The 20,172-nt window shown below is 59.4% G+C and carries 22 protein-coding genes; 13 read left to right on the top strand and 9 right to left on the bottom strand.

The genetic code is table 11. The annotated features are described in order from the left end of the window. Window positions 1-46: 46 nt before the first annotated feature. Complete coding sequence (locus QU606_RS07295; protein ID WP_024074196.1) at window positions 47-853, bottom strand: TatD family hydrolase; 807 nt, start codon at window positions 851-853, stop codon at window positions 47-49. Between the two features lie 236 nt (window positions 854-1,089). On the opposite strand from QU606_RS07295, the gene QU606_RS07290 reads away from it, so the two are divergent. The 3 genes from QU606_RS07290 to QU606_RS07280 all read left to right on the top strand — a co-directional run bounded on the left by QU606_RS07290 (window position 1,090) and on the right by QU606_RS07280 (window position 3,617). Continuing rightward, window positions 1,090-2,511 (top strand): transglycosylase SLT domain-containing protein, encoded by a 1,422-nt coding sequence (locus tag QU606_RS07290; protein ID WP_304998254.1) that lies wholly within the window; start codon window positions 1,090-1,092, stop codon window positions 2,509-2,511. A gap of 103 nt (window positions 2,512-2,614) precedes the next feature. Further along, window positions 2,615-3,049, top strand: coding sequence for a DoxX family protein (locus QU606_RS07285; RefSeq protein WP_304998253.1), 435 nt, complete (start codon window positions 2,615-2,617; stop codon window positions 3,047-3,049). Window positions 3,050-3,308: 259 nt separating this feature from the next. Then, the gene (locus QU606_RS07280; protein ID WP_041160873.1) at window positions 3,309-3,617 is read left to right on the top strand and encodes a hypothetical protein; all 309 of its coding nucleotides are present in this window, start codon (window positions 3,309-3,311) and stop codon (window positions 3,615-3,617) included. A gap of 4 nt (window positions 3,618-3,621) precedes the next feature. Here the strand turns inward: QU606_RS07280 and QU606_RS07275 are convergent, their stop codons facing one another. Genes QU606_RS07275 through QU606_RS07265 form a run of 3 tightly spaced genes read right to left on the bottom strand, consistent with a single transcriptional unit; the run spans window position 3,622 to window position 6,974 of the window. Then, window positions 3,622-5,310 (bottom strand): Gldg family protein, encoded by a 1,689-nt coding sequence (locus QU606_RS07275; protein WP_304998252.1) that lies wholly within the window; start codon window positions 5,308-5,310, stop codon window positions 3,622-3,624. Between the two features lie 15 nt (window positions 5,311-5,325). Next, the gene (locus QU606_RS07270; RefSeq protein WP_304998251.1) at window positions 5,326-6,051 is read right to left on the bottom strand and encodes an ABC transporter permease; all 726 of its coding nucleotides are present in this window, start codon (window positions 6,049-6,051) and stop codon (window positions 5,326-5,328) included. Next, window positions 6,048-6,974, bottom strand: a complete 927-nt coding sequence (locus QU606_RS07265; RefSeq protein WP_193690359.1) for an ABC transporter ATP-binding protein — start codon at window positions 6,972-6,974, stop codon at window positions 6,048-6,050. Before QU606_RS07265 ends, QU606_RS07270 begins: the two co-directional genes overlap by 4 nt. A 254-nt stretch (window positions 6,975-7,228) precedes the next feature. On the opposite strand from QU606_RS07265, the gene QU606_RS07260 reads away from it, so the two are divergent. After that, a complete protein-coding gene (locus tag QU606_RS07260) occupies window positions 7,229-8,404 on the top strand; it encodes a hypothetical protein (RefSeq protein ID WP_193690360.1) in 1,176 nt (391 codons plus the stop codon). Between the two features lie 126 nt (window positions 8,405-8,530). Then, complete coding sequence (gene greB, locus QU606_RS07255; protein WP_041161124.1) at window positions 8,531-9,004, top strand: transcription elongation factor GreB; 474 nt, start codon at window positions 8,531-8,533, stop codon at window positions 9,002-9,004. Window positions 9,005-9,049: 45 nt separating this feature from the next. Here greB and QU606_RS07250 read toward each other — a convergent pair whose 3' ends face one another. Both QU606_RS07250 and QU606_RS07245 read right to left on the bottom strand, forming a co-directional pair. After that, window positions 9,050-11,560 carry an ABC transporter permease gene (locus QU606_RS07250; RefSeq protein ID WP_024074205.1) on the bottom strand — a complete coding sequence of 837 codons (2,511 nt, stop codon included), beginning with the start codon at window positions 11,558-11,560 and terminating at the stop codon, window positions 9,050-9,052. Beyond that, complete coding sequence (locus tag QU606_RS07245) at window positions 11,560-12,243, bottom strand: ABC transporter ATP-binding protein (protein ID WP_024074206.1); 684 nt, start codon at window positions 12,241-12,243, stop codon at window positions 11,560-11,562. Before QU606_RS07245 ends, QU606_RS07250 begins: the two co-directional genes overlap by 1 nt. 10 nt (window positions 12,244-12,253) lie before the next feature. Here QU606_RS07245 and QU606_RS07240 point away from each other — a divergent pair, with 10 nt between their 5' ends. The 3 genes from QU606_RS07240 to QU606_RS07230 all read left to right on the top strand — a co-directional run bounded on the left by QU606_RS07240 (window position 12,254) and on the right by QU606_RS07230 (window position 14,266). Further along, the gene (locus tag QU606_RS07240) at window positions 12,254-12,859 is read left to right on the top strand and encodes an arylesterase (protein ID WP_024074207.1); all 606 of its coding nucleotides are present in this window, start codon (window positions 12,254-12,256) and stop codon (window positions 12,857-12,859) included. A 58-nt stretch (window positions 12,860-12,917) separates the two neighbouring features. Then, window positions 12,918-13,211: a hypothetical protein gene (locus QU606_RS07235; RefSeq protein WP_016972348.1), complete on the top strand. Its 294-nt coding sequence runs from the start codon at window positions 12,918-12,920 to the stop codon at window positions 13,209-13,211. Window positions 13,212-13,297: 86 nt separating this feature from the next. Further along, window positions 13,298-14,266: a L,D-transpeptidase family protein gene (locus tag QU606_RS07230; RefSeq protein ID WP_024074209.1), complete on the top strand. Its 969-nt coding sequence runs from the start codon at window positions 13,298-13,300 to the stop codon at window positions 14,264-14,266. Window positions 14,267-14,405: 139 nt separating this feature from the next. Here the strand turns inward: QU606_RS07230 and oprI are convergent, their stop codons facing one another. Further along, a complete protein-coding gene (gene oprI / locus QU606_RS07225; RefSeq protein ID WP_024074210.1) occupies window positions 14,406-14,657 on the bottom strand; it encodes an outer membrane lipoprotei OprI in 252 nt (83 codons plus the stop codon). 611 nt (window positions 14,658-15,268) lie between these two features. Here oprI and QU606_RS07220 point away from each other — a divergent pair. Further along, a complete protein-coding gene (locus QU606_RS07220) occupies window positions 15,269-15,550 on the top strand; it encodes a GNAT family N-acetyltransferase (protein ID WP_003189869.1) in 282 nt (93 codons plus the stop codon). 79 nt (window positions 15,551-15,629) lie between these two features. Here the strand turns inward: QU606_RS07220 and QU606_RS07215 are convergent, their stop codons facing one another. Together QU606_RS07215 and QU606_RS07210 are read right to left on the bottom strand one after the other, a co-directional pair. After that, complete coding sequence (locus QU606_RS07215) at window positions 15,630-16,706, bottom strand: 3-deoxy-7-phosphoheptulonate synthase (protein ID WP_024074212.1); 1,077 nt, start codon at window positions 16,704-16,706, stop codon at window positions 15,630-15,632. Between the two features lie 131 nt (window positions 16,707-16,837). Beyond that, window positions 16,838-17,272: a PilZ domain-containing protein gene (locus QU606_RS07210; protein WP_102625165.1), complete on the bottom strand. Its 435-nt coding sequence runs from the start codon at window positions 17,270-17,272 to the stop codon at window positions 16,838-16,840. Between QU606_RS07210 and QU606_RS07205 the strand changes: the two genes are divergently transcribed. The 4 genes from QU606_RS07205 (at window position 17,271) to QU606_RS07190 (ending at window position 20,111) form a co-directional block, all read left to right on the top strand. After that, window positions 17,271-17,657, top strand: coding sequence for a hypothetical protein (locus tag QU606_RS07205; protein ID WP_024074214.1), 387 nt, complete (start codon window positions 17,271-17,273; stop codon window positions 17,655-17,657). The two genes, QU606_RS07210 and QU606_RS07205, sit on opposite strands and share 2 nt — an antisense overlap. Then, window positions 17,654-18,607: a putative 2-dehydropantoate 2-reductase gene (locus QU606_RS07200; RefSeq protein ID WP_024074215.1), complete on the top strand. Its 954-nt coding sequence runs from the start codon at window positions 17,654-17,656 to the stop codon at window positions 18,605-18,607. Before QU606_RS07205 ends, QU606_RS07200 begins: the two co-directional genes overlap by 4 nt. Window positions 18,608-18,622: 15 nt before the next feature. Then, window positions 18,623-19,540, top strand: a complete 918-nt coding sequence (locus QU606_RS07195; RefSeq protein WP_024074216.1) for a 5'-nucleotidase — start codon at window positions 18,623-18,625, stop codon at window positions 19,538-19,540. A gap of 70 nt (window positions 19,541-19,610) precedes the next feature. Beyond that, the gene (locus tag QU606_RS07190; RefSeq protein WP_024074217.1) at window positions 19,611-20,111 is read left to right on the top strand and encodes a universal stress protein; all 501 of its coding nucleotides are present in this window, start codon (window positions 19,611-19,613) and stop codon (window positions 20,109-20,111) included. The last annotated feature ends 61 nt before the right edge of the window (window positions 20,112-20,172 follow it).

Below are 20,172 nucleotides of genomic sequence, written 5' to 3'. Positions count from 1 at the left end.
TGCCGCTATTGAGGAAAATCATTTTGACGTGGGTCAATGCGCCGCATCAATCCACGACAGGCAGCCCGAAAAAGGCGCGGGCGCAGGCGGTGCTGTGCCGGGCCAGGTCTTCCATGCTTTCGTTGCGGTGCAGGGCAACTTCGCGCAGCACTTCTGGCAGGTAGGCCGGTTCATTGCGACCGTTTTTTGGCTTGGGGCGCAGCGTGCGCGGCAGCAGGTAGGGCGCATCGCTCTCCAGCATCAGGCGGTTTCGGGGTATTTCCCTGACCAGTGGGTGCAGGTGTGTGCCACGGCGCTCGTCGCAGATCCAGCCGGTGATGCCAATGTGCAAATCGAGGTCGAGGTAGCTGAACAACGCTGACTGTTCGCCGGTAAAGCAATGCACCACGGCGGCAGTCAGGTGGTCGCGGTAGTCCTTGAGGATGTCCAGCAGGCGCTGGTTGGCGTCACGTTCGTGCAGGAACACTGGCAACTTCAGTTCGACGGCCAGGGCCAAGTGCGCCTCCAGGACTTTCTCCTGCTGCGGGCGCGGGGAAAAATCACGATTGAAATCCAACCCGCATTCGCCTACGGCGCGAACGCGCGTTTCGTTGAGCAAGCCGCGCAGGCGCTGGTCGCTATCACCGTTCCAATCGCTGGCGGCGTGGGGATGGATGCCGGCGGTGCTGAACAGGCGTTGCCCGCTTTCATCGAGCTTTATGCACAACTCCAGCGCTTGTTCGCTACCCTCGATGCTGGTGCCGGTGAGCACCAATTGTTGCACGCCAGCGGCATAGGCTCGGTCAAGAACGGCCTGGTGCTTCTCGTCGAAACTGGGGTTGGTCAGGTTGACGCCGATATCAATGAGTTGCATGGTGCTATCTCCGCCTGCGGCCGGAAAGCATATCAGAGCTGTAGATTTATAAGAAAAACGAAGAACTACAACGAGTTATAGCTGTCTTTGAACGTCGCAAGCGACATTGTGGTTGGCGAGTCGCCCTGCCTGATGCCGCCGTTGCGTGCCTTGCCAGCGCATAAAGCGCTCTGTTTCTGACCTCCAGTCCTGCGTTTTTCGCGAAGGTGCTGGCCAGTATTCTTTCCGGAGAGCGGATGATCCGACCCTCGGCGTTGCTTATATTGTGCCTGACGTTACTGCTGCCCATGGTGGCGGTCGCGCGTCTGGACGGGCCGCTGGAAGTGACCAAGCCCAGCAAGGTCCGCGACCTGGCGGAGATTCGCTCCAGTCGCACCCTGCGCGTGCTGGTCAACCAAAGCCGCAACAGTTCCGGTGAGATTCAGGGCCAGGCCATTGGTGTCGAATACCATCGCCTGCGCGCCTTCGAGCAATACCTCAATGGCCATGCCCGTGACGGCCAGGAAATCAACCTCAAGATCATCCCCAAGGCCAAGGATCAACTGCTCGGTGCGCTGGCGCGTGGCGAAGGCGACCTGGTGGCGCCAGGTGAGTTGCTGGATATGAAGGCGGCCCACAGGATCAGTACGAGTGACCCGATCGCCAGCGGTGTGCCGTTGTGGCTGGTCGGGGTGAAGGGCGAGCGACGCTTTACCAAGCTGGAGCAACTGTCCGGGCGCACCCTGGCGCTGACCACCGGCAGTGCAGCGGCGGATGCCATCAGCCAGGTCAATCAGAAACTGGCCCTGCACAAGCAGCCGCCGATCAAGGTGGAATGGGTCGACCCGACGCTGGCCGTGGAGGATGTGCTGGAGATGGTCCAGGCCGGGATATTCCACCTGACCATTGTCGAGAAGCCGATTGCCGAGCGCTGGTCAAAGATCCTGCCCAAATTGCGCTTCGACAAACAGGTGGTTATCAACGAGCCGGGTGATGAGTACTGGTTCGTGCGCCAGGATGCTTCGATGCTGCGGGCGAGTATCGATCGTTTCCTCAAGAGCTACCGAACCCCTTCCGATCAGGATGTGGCGTTCCAACGGATCTACCGTCGCCTTTATCAAGTACGTAACCCATTGGCCCGGATCGACCGCCAGCGCCTGGAGAAACTGCGCCCCATCCTGCAAAAACACGCGCGCGAGCAGGGCATGGATTGGCTGAACCTCGCCGCACTCGCCTTCAAGGAGTCGGCACTCGACCCGGGCGCGCGTAACAGCGGCGGGCCCACGGGGTTGATGCAGATCACGCCTTCGGCGGCGCAGCGGGTGGGGGTCAATAATATCGAAAGCCTCGACAACAACGTGCAGGCGGGGGCGCGCTACCTGGCGATGATCCGCCGCAAGTTTTTCGCCAGCCCCAAGCTTAACGAGCGCGAACGCATGGCTTTTGTCCTGGCGGCCTACAACATGGGGCCGGAGCGGGTGCAGGGCATGCGCACCGAGGCGAAACGCCGGGGGCTTAACCCCAACCAGTGGTTCTTCCAGGTTGAACGCATTGCCATGGAGCAGGTGGGGATGAGCGGCGTCAGCTATGTTAATAGCGTCAATAAGTACTATCTGGCGTTTGATCGGGAACGGGAGTCCCTGGAGCCGTCGGGGCCAAAAATCGCCTCACGAAAATAATCGAATATATCGATATTTATAAGGCATTTTTTCGGCTTTTATCATTGCCTAAACTGATTAATATAGCGGCCAACCAACCCCTACTTTAAAAAGGATTCGCACCATGAGCCCACTGATCAAAAACCTCCTGTTCACCCGTGCCGGTTATGGCCTGACCATTCTACGCATCGTCGTCGGCATCATCTTTGCCGCCCACGGATCGCAAAAGCTCTTTGGCTGGTTCGGTGGCTACGGCTTGGCGGGCACTGCCCAATGGATGGAAAGTATTGGCCTGGCGCCAGGCACCTTGATGGCGCTGTTGTCGGGAGGGACCGAGTTCTTCGCTGGCTTGGCGTTGATCATTGGCCTGTTGGCACGCCCTGCGGCATTGGGCCTGACCATCCTGTCGCTGGTGGCGATCTTCTCGGTGCATATCCACAACGGTCTGTTCATGGCCAACAACGGTTATGAGTTCGCACTGGCCCTGTTGGGCGGCTCGCTGGCGGTGCTGCTGGAAGGCGCTGGCAAACTGTCTGCCGACCGCGCCATCGCCCACTGATCCTTGCGCAAAACCCTGGAAAGGCCCGCCTGTGCGGGCCTTTTCGTTGCCTGGGATTCTTGACACCGCCCCACCGGCTTCTCTAGGATGCTGCCCATGCGCCGATTTAAACAGCTAATTGCGGGGCGCCACTGGGACTCGATGCAGCCCGACAGAAGTCAGCTCTCATTCAAGGAGCGTGCTTCGAAATACCGCTAAAGCGCTGGTTCGGTGTTGCCTCTCACCTGCCCGCAGACTTTTGAGGCAGAGACTCGACACGATGAATGCACTACGCCCCCTCATACGCCTGGCCCCGATCACCGCGGACCTCACCCAACGCAATCCAAAAATACTCCTGGGCGGTAAGCACCAGCCGACGCTATTGCGTTACCTGGACGGCTGGCCACGTCGCACCGGCCGGCCTTCGGCATTCCTGATCCAGTTTGTCGAAGATGGCGATTCCCTCGCACGCTTCGCCAGCAACAGTTTTGACCTTGCGGTGATCCAGGCCCCCACTGCTGGCGACGCTGCCGAGGTGATTCGCCAATTGACGCGCATTGCACGACAAGGCCTGATTGCGCGCCGTTGAGCCTTCAGTACAGCGCGGTGGCAGGTATCGGCCGATGGCGACGCTGCCATCGAAACAGCCCCGCGGCAAGCAGGCAGAGCAATGCAGGCATGGGTGCTATCACCAGCCATTTCACCTTGCGCTCCAGGCGATGCAGCGGCGCGTAGGCCTCCATCCTCAGCGCATGCAGTTCCATCGGTAAGCGCAAGCGCTCTTTGTTGAGTGCTTGCAACTGGGTATTGGTATCGACCACCTCGGTGCCGAGGGCCGTCGCCTCGGGGTTCAGGCGCTGCCATTCCTTTTCGGTTTGCGCCAGTCGTCGCTCAAGATCGTTCGCCCGAGTTTGATAGGCGTGTGCGGTGGTTTCGCGCAGGTTGGCCAGTGTTTGCAACGAACGCGTCATCACGCGTGGTCGAATGTCCGTAAGTACAGAAGGGGCTGCCAGGTTATCCAGTGTGTTCAGTACAAACAGGCTGTTGCCGTGTGGTGCCGAACTGCTGATTTCCTCGCTGAGTACATCCGTGTCGGCAACCACCACGACGTGGATCAGGGCGGCTTTTTGCAGTCCGGGTGGCCGCCCGTCAATGCCGTCAGGAAACGCCGAATAAGCCGCCCCCTCAATGCGAGCCGCGATGACGTGATGTTCGCCTTGTGGGACGATTTCGCTGTCCGGTGCGCCCGGTTCCAGCAAGGCTGATTGCTTGGAGCTTTGCAACAGCGGGGTGAAGGTGGTCCGGCTGTTGTCCAGGGGAAGAAGGGCACCGCTGTTTGACACCGTCACCGATTCCAGTTTCCAGGTGCTGACGTCGCTCTCGTTCATCGCTTCTCGCGGCAGCGTCAGCAGGCCGGGTTCATGCTCCGATGAGGCGTAGGTACGATCGAGCAGTATCTTGTCGCTTTGCATATGGATACCCCACGCAACAAGCAGCCCGTCAAGCCTGGAGGCAGTGGGGGGTGTCTCTGGATCCATATCGCTCTGTGGATCGATAAACATCAATAACTTGCCGCCCCCCAGTACAAACTGATCTACCGCGTAAAGGGTTTGTTCGGACAGCATGCGCGGGTGCACAAGCATCAGGGTTTTGATACGCGCAGGGATAGGGTGGGCACTCGACTCCAACTCGATAAGGTCAAAGTGGCCACGCAGTTCTTGCACGAGCGGCTCGATCAGCTCTCCTGCAGGCAGCCCTGATAGCAGTCCGATAACAGGAGGGGTGGGGTGGAGCAACTGGCTGATCAGGTGGCTGATTTCATACTCCAGTAAGTGTTCCCTGTCCGGTCTGAATGATTCGATGCGCTGTGCGGCCTGACCGTCGCGGGTGCCGATCAGGCCCAGGAAACCCTGCTGATCGTCGAGGCCATAAAGCCCCGCTTTGTAGGCGTCCTCTGAAAAAGGTGCGGGATCAATAATATGCAGGTTGATCCTGCCTCTGGCCGCTTGTTCGAAGGCCTTCAGTTTTGCTTCGACGCGTTTGCCGTACTGTTTCAACGTATTGCTCTTCAAGGCGGGCTTGCTGGCGTTGAAATAGTAAAAGTCCAGTGGGCTGTCCAATGTGGCAAGTAATTGCATTACGGCAGGCGACAACGAATTGTTTTTTTGTTGTGAAAAGTCCCAGCGTAGATCAGGAAGTTTAACAACCCACACCAGATTGAATGCCAGGAAAAGTAACAATATGACACTCAGCGTCATACCGGTGCGCAGAGCGGATCGCATCGAGAACGCTCCTTCTCAGCTGTTTTTATAGTTGAGGGTAATAGTTGTCGCGCAGAGAAAGGCAAACATCATACTGATGAAGTAAAGGCTTTCATGGAGGGTCAGCAAGCCGTGATCGATGATGCTGAAGCGCAACGATGGACTAAGGGACATCAAACTGTCGAGAACCCATATTGGCGCTTGATGTTCAAGAGCATCAAGTACGGAGGCCAAACCACTGGCCGCCGATAGCAGGCTCAGCGTCAATAGGAAAATGACCAGGCGCCGGCTGGTTAATACGCAAATAAAACAACCTACAGACAGGTAACTGCCGGCCAACAACCAACTGGCCAGGAATTGCGAGGCAATCAGCATATTATCCGCCGGTCCCAGTACATTGACTGCCATCACCATCGGAAACATCAGCACTAATGCCACGCCAATAACAACCCAGGCTGCGAGAAATTTACCCATCACCAGTGGGGTGGGTTTGATAGGCATTGTTTTTATCAGGTCGCCAAAGCCGCTCCCGTGCTCGTCCGCCCAGAGTTGCGTCGACAGGGCTGGGATCAGTAACAGGTACAGCCAGGGGTGCCATTCAAAGACGGCCTGCAAATCACTGCTGTTTCGCTCCAGCAGTTCGCTGGTGTGCAACCCCAGTGATGCCGAAAGCACCAGGAAGATGGCGATGCTCAGGTAGGTGGCCGGTGAAGAGAAATAGCTTGCAAGCTGGCGCTTGAAAACGGGGAGCAGCAGTTTCAAAGGGAAGCCTCTTGGCTCAAGTGATGAACAACATCATTCAGGCGGCCTGGCTCCAGTTTCAGTGAGTGTATTGGCCAGTGCCGGTCGGTAATCAGTGCGCTGACAGAGGGGTAAATGGTGTGGCCTGGCATTGCGAGAACGGTCACCGTGCCAGGGCTGTGGCGATCCTCTTCGATACCTGCAACGCCTGGTAATACCGCGAGGGCCAGTAAATCAGGCGCGGACTCCGAGGCCAGGGTCACGGCGCGGAAGTGCCGGGAGCTACGCTGTAACTCGGGCATCGGCGCATCCGCCAGCAGGCGTCCACCGCCGATGACCAGGGCACGGGTGCAGATGCCGGCCAGTGCTTCGCAATCGCGTGAAGCGACGATGACGGTCATTTCTTCGGTCAGGGACTGGATAAGTGTCCTGAGCTTGCCTTGCTGATGCGGCGCCAGGCCGTCAAAGGGTTCGTCCAGCAACAGGACCCCTGGGTCATGCAGGATGGCCTGGGCAATCGCGACTTTGCGCTTGAGACTCGGGGGCAGTGTGTGGATCGGATAGCTGAGTACCGATGACAATTCGAGCCGGGTGACGGCGCGTTCCACCCGACTGCGCTTTTCGGCACCCTGGAATCCGCGGAGGGAGGCGATGTAGTCGAGCAGGTCCCTGATGGACATCCTGAGGTGGTTGATGCCGGACTCGGGCTGATAACCAACGGCCATGCGGGCTTGGTGTGCATGGATTTGGGGATCGAACCCCAGAATGTTCACCTGCCCTGAAGACGGGCGGAGTGAACCCGCTATCATCTTCAGAAGTGTGGTTTTACCTGCGCCCTCCATTCCAAATAATCCAAGGCATTCTTGGCGCTGGGCAGAAAATGAAACATTACTGATGACAGTCTTTTTACCCTGGTATTTGGTCAGGCTGCTTATCTCGATCATTATGTTTTTCTGCTGATTGTTCGGGGTGTATATGAAGAGGAAAGCGCCTTGGTTGAGAGGGACAGGGGCTCGGATTTAAAAATGGTACTTTTAATGTCTGAGATTGAAAATGCTGAATTACGTTAATAAGACAAGTCCTACGTTCAGGATTAGAGTGCGCTGAAACAATCGTTCGGTGACTAATGCGTATTAATGGTCAGATGTTTATCTGATGTTTAAATAAGACTTGCTTATCGTCATGAGGCCCGACAACCATGATGCTTTTACGTACCCTTGTTCTTGAACGCTCCGGTGAGGATGCTCCGGTCAACGGTGCACTGCTCTGTGGTTTCGCTGTTCCTCAAATTGCCTCGAACTTTCTTGTCTACAGTCTCGATGAAGAAACGGAGCCTGGGAACTCGCGGGTATACGTCGCCGCATTGCGTAAGAAACTTGAGCGGTATTTTCTGGGCGGCGTCGACGCTCAGGAAGACCTGCAAGTTGCAATGCGGGTATTTAAACAAATATTGACCCTGGCAGCGTCAGGTGCCAGATCCGGCAACACTACTGAAACCCAGATTCCCTATCACTTTGTCGATTTGAAAGGCTGCAAGTTGCCCCCTGCCAGGCCAGAGGATCATCATTCCGTAATTATCAAGAAAGCGTTGGTGATGAAGGTGATCACACTGGGCACTTCTGCTCCTGCATCACCGGCCATCGAAAGTGCCACTTTGATTGTGCCGTCCATTCGTTTTTCTTCGCAGATGGTCTCGCCGCCCAAGGTGGCGAGCCAGCCTGACTCGGCCCAGCCGCCCCTGCTTGAACAACTGGCGGAGCCTCAGCCGGAACCCCAGCCGGAGCCTCCCATAGTCCCTGCATCAACTGAGCTGGCGCCTGTTCCTCCGGTGCTTGGTGCGCGACCGACGTTGGGCGCCCAGCCGGAACACAATTCGTTGTTTGAGGTGGACAGCACCCTGACGAACCTTGCACGCGTTGCCCAGGATTTGACGCAACAGAAACAGGTTGTTCTCAAGCAAGAGGAGGCACTTGAGCAATGGCGCGTCCGGTTGCAACAGGACCAGGCGGATCTGGAGCAGAAACGTCAGGAACTGGTTAACCGAACATTGGAAAAAGAAGCCACCCTGCAGTTGCAGGCCCAGGCGCTGGACAGCCGTGAAGCCCAGTTGGCGAATGATTCGAGCGCGCAGCAGCATGAGCAGCGCCAACTTGATGAGCGTGCTCATGCCCTTGAAAAGCGTGTCTCCGAGATCAAAAGCCAGGAGTCGTTGGTTCACCTGCGGGCAGAGAAGGTGTCGGTTACGATTGCGCAACTGTCTGGCCTGCGACAAAACCTGCACGCAATGCTGACCGAACTGGATCAGACCCTGGACTGTCTCGCCAAGACTGAGCTGGCTCAACCCAGCGACGATTTTTGGGCGATCTCGGTTTGACCTGATAGTGACCGTCGGCCTGGCAACTTTGTCGCGTTCATTTATCATCACTCTCTGTTCGCTGACGCCTGGCCTTGATGCTGCGGCGTATTGGAATCAATGGACATTGCCTGGGGATGCACGCGTTTGAGTACCAAGCTGATTACCAAAGAAGGTCATGAGGCGCTGAAGAAAGAGCTGGATTACCTGTGGCGAGAAAAGCGGCCGGACACCACACGCAAAGTGACCTGGGCCGCTTCCTTGGGAGACCGCAGCGAAAACGCGGACTACCAGTACAACAAGAAGCTGCTGCGTGAGATCGATCGGCGGGTGCGCTACTTGCGCAAGCGCCTGGAAGACATGCGCGTGGTCGAGTACATGCCCGAGCAGGAAGGGCGAGTCTTTTTTGGTGCCTGGGTCGATATTGAAAACGAGCAGGGTGAGACCAAGCGTTTTCGTATTGTCGGCTATGACGAGATTTATGAGCGGATGGATTACATTTCCATCGATTCGCCCATGGCTCGCGCGTTGTTGCGCAAGCAAGTCGATGATGAGGCCATCGTACAGACCCCGAGTGGCGAAGTGTGCTGGTGGATTACCGGTATCGAGTATGTGAAGTAGGCAAGGATGGCCCGTGCTCTGTGAAGAGCACGGGCCATCGGCGTTTCAGCCTTCGCGTAATACCGTCAGTGGACTGGCATTCAGCGCGCGGCGCGTTCCGAAGACCCCGGCGCCACCGATCAACACGGCACCGATCAATGGCAGGAGCAACAACCAGGGGTGCGGGTGCCAGACCAGGTCGAAGGCATAACGGTACAACACCCAGGTCACCAACTCGGTGCCCAGTGCCGCAAGCAAGCCACTGACTGCACCCAGCAAGCCGAATTCGATGCGCCGTGCCTTGACCAGCAACTTGCGTTCCGCGCCTAGCGCACGCAATAACGCGCCCTGACGGATTCGCTCATCCAAGGTCGCCTGCAAGCCGGAGAACAGCACCGCCATCCCCGCGGCCAGGACAAACAGCAGCACATATTCCACCGCCAGGGTCACTTGGGCGAGGATGCTGCGCAGTTGTTCCAGCAGGGCTTCGACCTGCAGGATCGTCACGGCCGGAAAGGCGCGTGACAGGTCGACGATCTGCTGGTCGTGGCCGGGGGCCAGGTAGAAGCTGGTCAGGTAGGTGGCTGGCAAGTCCTTCAAGGTGCCCGGCTGGAAAATCATGAAGAAATTGGGCTGGAAGTTATCCCAATTGATGGTGCGCAGGCTGGTGACCCGCGCTTCACGATTTTCACCGCCGACACTGAACACCAGGTGGTCATCAAGCTTGAGCTTCAAGCTTTGTGCGACCTTGGCTTCTACCGAGACCCCGGGGATATCATCGGGCGCTTGTTGCGCCCACCAGGCGCCGGCGGTGAGGGTGTTGCCCGGTGGCAGGTCGGCAGCCCACGTCAGGCTCAGGTCACGTTGCACGGCACGATCGCCGCTGGAGTCCTTGCTGACAATTTCCTGTACCGGTTCGCCATTGATGCTGATCAGTCGGCCTGGCACCACCGGATACAGCGGCGCCGATTGCGCCTGCAGGTCCAGCAGGCGTGCACCAAAGGCTTCCTTGTCGGCGGGCAGGATGTTCAGCGCGAAGTAGTTGGGGGCGTCCTTGGGCAACTGGTTTTGCCAGGTGTCGAGCAACTCGCCGCGCAGCAGGGCGATCAAGCCCATGGACAAGAGGATCAGGCCAAACGCCAGGGACTGGCCGGCCGCCGCCAATGGGTGTCGCAGCAACTGGCCCAGGCCCAGGCGCCAGGGCAGGGATGCGCGGGCCAACAGGCGGCGCAGGCTTTGCAACAGCAGCAGGAGCAGGCCGCCGAGGATCAGCGCGGCGACCACGCCTCCGCCCAGCAAGGCGAAGGTCAGCACCAGGTCAAGGCTCAGGCGCCACATGATCAGGCCCAGGGCGAACAGCGCCGCGCCATAGACCATCCAGGTGCTGGAAGGAATAGGCAGCAGGTCGCGCCGCAGCACGCGCAGCGGCGGTACACGGCCCAGCGCCGCCAGTGGTGGCAGGGCGAAGCCGGCGAGGGCAACCAGCCCGGTGCCGATCCCGGCAACCGCCGGTAACAGCCCGCCCGGTGGTACGTCTGCGGGGAGCAGGTCGTGGAGGAAATAGAACAGGCCGAACTGCGCCAGCCAGCCGAGCACGGCGCCGGTCAGGCTGGCCAGCAGTCCCAGTACGCTCAGTTGCAGGCTGAACAGCAGCATGGTTTCGCGGCGTGACAAACCGAGACAACGCAACAACGCGCTGGCATCGAAACGTCGGCTGGCAAAACGGTTGGCCGATAGCGCTACGGCGACCCCCGCCAGCAGCACGGCCACCAGGCTGGCCATGTTCAGGTAGCGTTCGGCCTTGCCCAGGGCGCCGCCGATCTGCTGGTTGCCGTCCCGCGAATCCTGCAGGCGCTGGTTGGCGGCGAGCCCCGGCTTGACCAGGTCACGATAGGTTTGCAACGCCGTGCTGCCTTGCGGCCCACGCCACAGTTCGCGGTAGCTGACACGGCTGCCGGGTTGCACCACGCCAGTAGCGTCCAGGTCCGCCAGGTTGATCATCACCCTCGGTGTGAGGCTGTAGAAATTGCCGGCGCGATCCGGTTCGTAGGTCAGTATGCGGGCCAGGCGTAGGGTCTTCATGCCGACATCGATGCTGTCGCCAACCTTGAGGCCCAGTGCCGTCAGCAACCGCGCTTCCACCCAGGCTTCACCAGGTTTCGGGCCGCCGCCTGGGGTTTCATCCCCAAAGGGAGCGGCTGCGCTCTTCAGCTCGCCGCGCAGCGGGTACTGCTCGTTGACCGCCTTGATGCTGGAGAGTTGGATGCCGCTGTCGGCGGCGATGACGCTGGAGAACTCCACGACGCGCGCGTGATCGAGGCCCAGTTCGGTGCCGGAGCGGATCTGCTCCGGGCGTGCGGGCGAGCTGCCTTCAAGTACCAGGTCGGCGCCAAGAAACTCGGTGGCCCGCAACATCATGGCGCCGTTGAGGCGCGCACCGAAGTAACCGATGGCGGTACTGGCCGCCACGGCCACCAGCAAGGCGAAGAACAATACGCGCAATTCGCCGGCGCGGGCATCGCGCAGTAATTGGCGCATGGCAAGACTGAACAGGCGCAACAGCGGCAAACGTGCCATCAAGGCTCCAGGGGCGCGACCATCAGGCCGGCTTCAAGGCGGATCAGGCGTCGGCAACGATGGGCCAGACGCTCATCATGGGTGACGAGCACCAGGGTCGTGCCGTTCTCTTTATTGAGCTCGAACAGCAGGTCGCTGATTCGCTCGCCGGTATGGCTGTCGAGGTTGCCGGTGGGTTCATCGGCAAACAACACGTCCGGTTCGGCGGCGAACGCGCGGGCGATGGCCACACGTTGTTGCTCGCCCCCGGACAGCTGGCGCGGCGAGTGGGTCAGGCGTTGGCCCAGGCCGACGCGTTCGAGCAAGTGCTTGGCGCGCTCGCGAGCGTCTTTGCGGCCATCGAGTTCCAAAGGCAGCATGACGTTTTCCAGGGCGTTGAGGCTGTCGAGCAACTGGAAGGATTGGAAGACGAAACCCACGTGCTCGGCGCGGATGCGCGCGCGCTGGTCTTCGTCGAGGCTGCTCAGGGCTTGGCCGGCAAGGGTGACTTCGCCGCTGCTGGGCAGGTCGAGCCCGGCCAATAGGCCGAGGAGGGTGGATTTGCCGGAACCCGAGGCGCCGACGATAGCCAGGCTATCGCCCTGGTTCAGTTCCAGGCTCAGTTCGTGCAGGATAGTCAGTTCACCTTCCGCGCTGGGAACCACTTTGCTAAGGTTTCGCGCGGTGAGAATGCTTGCGCCCATGGAGAATCCGATGCGAATGTGGTTTTTGAGTGCTGGCCTGGCCTTGATGTGCATGGCCCAGAACGCAGCGGCGGGTACAGTCCTGATCGTTGGCGATAGTATCAGTGCCGGTTTCGGACTGGATACCAGCAAAGGGTGGGTAGCCTTGCTGGAACAACGGCTCAAGCACGAAGGTTTCGACGACAAAGTGGTCAACGCCTCCATCAGTGGCGATACCAGTGCCGGAGGCCTGGCGCGGCTGCCGGCGGCGCTTGCAGCGCATCAGCCGGACGTTGTGATCATCGAACTGGGAGGCAATGACGGCTTGCGTGGGCAGCCTCCCGCACAATTGAAACAAAATCTTGCATCGATGATCGACCAGTCCAAGTCCAAGGGCGCCAAGGTGCTGCTGTTGGGCATGCAGTTGCCACCTAACTACGGCCCGAGATACACCCAGGCGTTTGCCGAGGTCTACGGTGCGCTGGCCAAGGAGAAGAGCGTCCCGTTGGTGCCGTTTTTTCTCGACGGGGTCGGTGGCCATCCCGAGTTGATGCAGGCCGATCAACTGCACCCGGCGGTCGGCGCCCAGGGCAAGTTGCTGGAAAATGTATGGCCGACGCTAAAACCGCTGCTATGACGCTTTTCTACCGGCAGGCTTTCGGCTAAGGTGGCGCCCCCCCGATTTGGAGCCCTCGATGTCGCGTCCTGCCTGGTCCTTGTTTAACTACCAACTGATCGAGCCGGACGAGCAGCTGGATCTGTTCGCCTGCCAGGAAGTCCGGGTGCATCTGGTCGCGCGTCAACTGGAGCTGGGGGGCTCGATCGACCGCACGCTCTGCGGCACGTTATTGCCTGCGCAGCCACGCTGGTCGTCGGTGGATCGCTCGATCTTCCAGGACCAGCGGCTGTGCCCTCTGTGCCGGGCGATCCTCGAATCCCAGAAGCGCGGCACGCCGCCAATCTGGCCGGAGCTGCGTTTCGAGCTGTAGGGGCCGCGACAAGCTTGCAGCTAGCCGCCCGCTTCACGTATACAATCGATTTTTACCTACCCGTCGTTCTGCGAAGGATTTACCGGATGTTGTCGCGCCTTTCCGTCGTCACCTGCTGCCTGTCTCTTGCTGCCCTGTGTGCGTCTGGCTCTGCCGCCGCCTTGCAGTTGCCCTTGCCACCACCCGGTGAAGACATTGTCGGCCAGGTCCAAGTGATCAAGGCCAAATACGAAGACACCTTTGCCGACCTGGGTACCACCTACGACCTCGGGTACTCGGAGATGGTCGCCGCCAACCCGGGCGTCGATGCCTGGTTGCCCGGCGCGGGCACCGAGATCGTGCTGCCGACGCAGTTCATCCTGCCGCCAGGCCCTCGCGAAGGTATTGTGATCAACCTCGCCGAATACCGTCTCTACTACTATCCGAAGGGCCAGAACGTCGTCTACACCTTCCCGCTGGGGATTGGTCGTGAAGGCTGGGGCTCGCCGGTCGCCCATACCAGCATTATCGCCAAGACGCCGAACCCGACCTGGACCCCGCCCGCTTCGATCAAGGCTGAGCATGCCGCCGAGGGCGACCCGCTGCCGAATGTCGTGCCCGCCGGCCCGGACAACCCCCTGGGGCCGTTCAAGTTCACGTTGGGCACGCCGGGTTACCTGATCCACGGTTCGAACAAGAAGTTCGGTATCGGTACGCGTACCAGCCATGGCTGCTTCCGCATGTTCAACAACAACGTGCTGGAGATGGCCAGCATGGTGCCGGTGGGCACGTCGGTGCGCATCATCAACGATGCCTACAAGTTCGGCAGCCGCGGTGGCAAGGTGTACCTGGAAGCGCATACGCCCCTGAACGACGACGGCACCCCTTCGGTGGTCGACAAGCATACGGCGGTGATCAACGCCCTGCTCAAGCGTGAAGACCTGGCCAATCACCTGCGGGTGAACTGGGATCAGGTGCGTGATGTGGTGGCTGCCGAAGATGGCCTGCCGACTGAGATCGGTGTGCCGAGCGCAGCGCCGATGGTGTCGAGCACGCCGATCGACCTGCAGCAGTAAGCCTGCTTGACCCAAATCCCGCTTCGGCCTTGCGCCGGGGCGGGATTTTTATTGCCGGTTCCCGTCGGGAGCGTGAAATTCAGGCAATAAAAAAGCCGATCCAAAAATGGATCGGCTTGATAACAACCCCGAAGGATTATTACTTCTTGCTTGCTTTTTCAAGCATGCGCAAAGCGCGCTCGTTAGCTTCGTCAGCAGTCTGTTGTGCTTTTTGAGCAGCAGCCAGAGCTTCATCAGCTTTACGGTAGGCTTCGTCTGCACGAGCCTGGGAGCGAGCTGCTGCGTCTTCAGTTGCAGTCAGACGAGCTTCGGTTTCTTTGGAGACGCTGCTGCAACCGGTAGCCAGAACTGCGGCCAGAGCCAGAGCAGAGAATTTCAGAACGTTGTTCATCGTGTTCCCCTTCAAGGACTTTCTATTAAATGGCTACTTTCTCAGGGTGAGCTAATAGCCGGCGTACATACTACCCATTACTTGTAGTAAGTAAACTGACGTAGCGCAAGAAGCAAAAAAAATTCTTGTGCCGAATCTATTTTGGCTAATCTTTTGGCAGTTTGTATAAAAAGTGTTCAATTTTTTGCAGTCGCAGGAGGATTGAGGCCGGGCTGAAATCGCCGCCCCGCATGCGTTAGGCCTTGTAAATAGATGAAGATTTATATAAAGAAGCTGACACTTTCGTTCCGGTCGCCGTTACCGCCCCAGGCATCTTTTGCGCATGTAGAGGTGACTTTAAGAGCGGCAGTTCGTCTCAAGGTTCAACTGCCGGCAATGTTCAGGCTATCGGTCACCGGTTGATCGAGGCTCTTTCTATATCCACCAGTGGCAGGGATGACGAGCGCGCCTTGAGCAATTGCGGGATTGGTGCCTACTATTCTCTACGTGCTGGTTGTGAGCGCTCAGGGTTTTCTCGTTGTCGAAACCGGCACGGGGTGGCGTAGATGTTCCTTCGCCGGAAAAACATCGGTAAGGTAGGGGTCAAAATTCAAGACCCGCGAGGAGTAGTGATGAGCGAGGCGTTGTCCATCCACCATGACCAGGCTGGTCATCAGTTCGAGACCAATGTGGACGGTCATCGTGCCTACCTGACCTACATGGACCTCGGGAAGCAGACCCTGGATATCTATCGGACCTTCGTACCCAACGCACTGCGAGGCCGTGGCATTGCGGCCGCGTTGACCGAGGAGGCGCTGAAGTTCGCCGAAGAAGCCGGTTATACGGTGATCCCGTCGTGCTCCTATGTCGAACGCTACATGGAGCGGCATCAGCGCCACGCCGCTAAACTGTAAGGCAGTGACAGCACCATGAAAAACGCCGGGCCATGGCCCGGCGTTTTTGTGTGCGCCCAATTCAGATACAGGTGCGGTCTCAGTTGCGTTTGCGCTTGGGCAATACGTCCTTGAGCTTGGCATGCATGCTGCGCAGGGTGTTCTCGGTGGCAGTCCAGTCGATGCAGGCATCGGTGATCGACACGCCGTACTGCAGGTCGGCGAGGTCCTTTGGAATCGCCTGGCAACCCCAATTCAGGTGGCTCTCGACCATCAGGCCAATGATCGACTGGTTGCCCTCGAGGATCTGGTTGGCAACGTTTTCCATCACCAACGGTTGCAGGGCCGGGTCCTTGTTGGAGTTGGCGTGGCTGCAATCGACCATGATGTTCGGCTTGATCTTGGCCTTGGCCAGCGCCTGTTCGCACAGCGCAACGCTGACCGAATCATAGTTGGGCTTGCCGTTGCCACCGCGCAGCACCACGTGACCGTAGGCGTTGCCCTTGGTGGTGACGATGGAGACGCCGCCTTCCTGGTTGATCCCCAGGAACCGGTGAGGGCTGGAAACCGATTGCAGCGCGTTGATCGCTACGGTCAGGCCGCCGTCGGTGCCGTTCTTGAAGCCCACGGCTGAGGACAGGCCGGACGCCATTTCGCGGTGGGTCTGGGATTCAGTGGTGCGCGCGCCGATGGCCGACCAACTGATCAGGTCCTGCAGGTACTGCGGGGAGATCGGGTCGAGGGCTTCGGTGGCAGTGGGCAGGCCCATTTCGGCCAGGTCCAGCAGCAACTTGCGACCGATATGCAGACCGTCCTGGATCTTGAACGAGTCGTCCAGGTACGGGTCGTTGATCAAGCCTTTCCAGCCGACGGTGGTACGCGGCTTCTCGAAATACACGCGCATCACCAGGTACAAGGTGTCGGACACTTCCGCCGCCAGCACCTTGAGGCGCTCGGCGTATTCGTGGGCAGCCTTGAGGTCGTGGATCGAGCAAGGCCCGATGACGACGAAGAGGCGGTGGTCAGTGCCGTCGAGAATGTCACGGATGACTTCGCGACCCTTGGTGACGGTCTGCAGGGCAGCGTCGCTCAAGGGGATTTCGCGCTTGAGCTGATCAGGTGTGATCAGCGTCTCGTTGGATTCGACGTTAAGGTCATTGATCGGTAAATCAGCCATCGTGTTACTCGTCAGGGTCACGGGTGCCGGCCGCCAGCCATCCCCGTGCGGCGGAGCACAGCATGATTTGAATGCAGGGGGGAGGAACCTTAGCGCGTAACACGGGCCCGCGACAATGGGCAAAGCCGGCTTTAATCCAGTGCTGGCTGCACGAGCGCCTCATGGGAGAACTCGCCGGCATGGCGCGAAACCCATTCGCGGGCCAGTGCCTCGACCTGCTGGGGCGTCGGCTCTGTGTCTACGTGCAGGCGGCAGTAGCGTTCGATCTGGCACACTTGCTCGCCCATTCTTGCACCGAACAAGGCATGTTCATCGGTAAAGGCAACCCCCACGCGATAGCCACTGCCAGCCTTGCGACACCACGCCACATAGCCCGGATAACGGGCGCTGGTGCCCAGTGAGGGAATGCGAAACTCGATCGCGGTACCCTGGCGCCAGGCGCGCGGGCAATTGCAGGCGATGCCACTCAGGCCGATAGTGTGCAGGCGTTGGCGGGGAAGGGGGGGAGCGGGACGTTGGATCAACAGGGCAGCGACATCATCAGGGTGAGGTAAAAAACGACCCATGTACACGGACTCCGAGCACCGTTCAGTTGACGGCGGTGGCAGCAGTATAGTGAAGGAACAGGTATTGACCGACCTGGATATTGACCAGCAATTGCTGGCTTTGCCAGGCATTTCGCTCGTCGTGTTCGTCAGCGAGGGGTGTTCCAGTTGCCGCTGGGCACGCCAGCAGGTGCCGGGCTGGCGTTTGCCCGTGGACCGGGTGTGCTGGGTCGATGCCGGGCACAACGGCGGTGCGGTGGAACGCTACGAGATCTTTCATTTGCCGGCGCTGTTCGTGGTGTGCGAGGGTCAATTCCTTGGGCAAATACACACACCGATCGTGGCTGCCGAGCTTGCCGACGCCATTAATCAAGCACTTACCCGTACTCCAGAGGATTTGCCATGACCGTACAGTCGCCCCGCATCGGTATTATCGGCACAGGTGCCATCGGTGGTTTCTATGGCCTGATGCTGGCGCGCGCCGGGTTCGACGTGCACTTCCTGCTGCGCAGCGAATATGCGGCGGTCAGCGAACGTGGCCTGCACCTCAACAGTACGGTGCATGGCCGCTTGCACCTGCACCCGGTGCAGGCCTATGCCCGCGCCGCTGACATGCCGCCGTGCGATTGGCTGCTGGTGGGCACCAAATCCACCGGTAACCCGGAGTTGGCCCCCACCCTTGCTCAGATCGCGGCGCCGGACGCCAAGGTCGTGTTGCTGCAAAACGGCCTCGACGTCGAAGACAGCCTGCGCGAGCACTTGCCGTCGTCGCTGCATCTGCTCGGCGGCCTGTGCTATATCGGCGTGCATCGCTCCGGGCCCGGCGTCGTCGAGCATCAGGCCCTGGGCCGGGTCAACCTGGGGTACCACAGCGGTACTGCGGCCAACGATGAAGCTCGTCAGAAAGCGATTGTCGAAGAGGGCGCCGCGTTGTTTCATCAGGCGGGCATTGAGTCTCAGGCCATGGCCAACGTGCACCTGGCGCGCTGGCATAAACTGGTGTGGAACGTGCCCTACAACGGTCTCTCCGTGCTGTTGGGCGCGGGAACCACGGCCATGATGGCGGACGAATCCAGCCGGGAACTGATCCAGGCGCTGATGGCCGAAGTGGTGCAGGGCGCCCATGCCTGCGGCCATCAAATTCCGGCCAGCTATGCCGAGCAGATGTTCACCATGACCGAGACCATGGACGACTACCTGCCGAGCATGTACCACGACCACGTGCACAAACGCCCGTTGGAGCTGGCCGCCATCTACGCCCGGCCACTGGCCGCCGCCAAGGCCGCCGGTTGCGAATTGCCGCGGATGCAGGCGCTGTACCAGGCCTTGAGTTTTATTGATCGGCATAACCGCTGATTCGGAGGAAAGCACATGGCGAATGGACTGGGCGACAAACTGGTGCTGGCGATTTCATCGCGGGCGCTGTTCGACCTGAGCGAGAGCCATAAGGTCTACCTGGCCGAAGGGGTCGAGACCTACCGCAAATACCAGATCGAACATGAGGAAGAAATCCTGGAGCCCGGTGACGCGTTCCCGCTGGTCAAGAAGCTGCTGAGCCTCAATGCCAGCCTGGGCCGCGCCCGGGTCGAGGTGGTGCTGGTGTCGCGCAACAGTGCCGACACTGGGTTGCGCGTGTTCAATTCGATCCAGTATTACGATCTGGATATTTCCCGCGCAGCCTTCGTAGGAGGGCGTAGTCCTTATCCTTATTTGGCGGCATTTGGTTGCCATCTGTTTCTTTCCACCCATGCTGAAGATGTGCGCAGTGCCCTTGACGCCGGGTTTGCCGCTGCGACGATTCTGTCGGGCGGTGCACGCCGGGCGTCGAGCGAGGAATTGCGGATCGCGTTTGACGGGGATGCGGTGCTGTTTTCCGATGAGTCCGAACGTGTCTACCAAAGCGGTGGCTTGGCGGCATTCCAGGCCAGCGAGCGCGAGTCGGCGCGCCAACCGTTGCACGGTGGTCCGTTCAAAGGCTTCCTCGCCGCACTCAACCTGTTACAGCGTGAGTTTCCCGACGAGGCGTGCCCGATTCGCACGGCCTTGGTCACAGCCCGTTCAGCACCGTCCCACGAGCGCGTGATTCGTACCTTGCGCGAATGGGATATCCGCCTGGACGAATCGTTGTTTCTTGGCGGGTTGGAAAAATCCGCGTTTCTGGAGGCCTTCGCCGCCGATGTGTTTTTCGATGACCAGGCCGGTCATTGTGAGAAAGCCAGAGAGGTGGTGGCCACCGGGCATGTGCCCCATGGCATCAGTAATGAGGTGAAGATTCAGGCCGAGAGCTAAGTCAGTCGAACTCGCCGAGGCGCTGCTAAGCTCATTCAATCCCCGCCATCCTGGCAGTCCAGGAGGTTCTATGATTCGTTCGATGCTGTACGCCACGGACCTTGGTCTGTATGCGCCTTATGTGATGCAACATGCACTGGCGCTGGCGCGAACGTTCAAGGCCGACCTGTATGTGATCCATGTGGTCGAGCCCATCGGCTTGTTCGCCGAATCGGTGTTGCAGAGCTACCTTGATGAGAAAGCCCTGAACGAATGGCAGAGCCAGGGGCTGACCACGGTGATGGCGACGATCGAGCAGCGTGTGCTGGAGAGCTTTCGCGAAGAGTTGGGGGAAGGTGCGCTGGACCTGAAGTTGATCCGTTCGGTACGAGTGATCCAGGGGGACCCTTGCGAAGTGATCCTTGGTCAGTCACAGAAACTCTCCGTGGATTTGCTGATCGTAGGTAGTCATACCCAAACCGTCGGGGTGGCAACACCCTTGGGGCGAACCGCTGCGCGAGTGCTCCAGTTGTCCCAGGTACCGGTCTATCTGGTACCGCTGTTGCAGCGTCGGCGCAGTGATGACATGTGATCGGTCAATGAAGGATAAAAAGTTCTAGATTTATCTGTCGAACCTTTAATATAGTTATATA

This window comes from Pseudomonas sp. OVF7 (genome assembly GCF_030644265.1).
In the GTDB taxonomy this organism is placed as follows: domain Bacteria; phylum Pseudomonadota; class Gammaproteobacteria; order Pseudomonadales; family Pseudomonadaceae; genus Aquipseudomonas; species Aquipseudomonas gorinensis.
The sequence above is the reverse complement of the archived record's forward strand: the minus strand, read 5'-3'. Positions and strand labels throughout refer to the sequence as shown.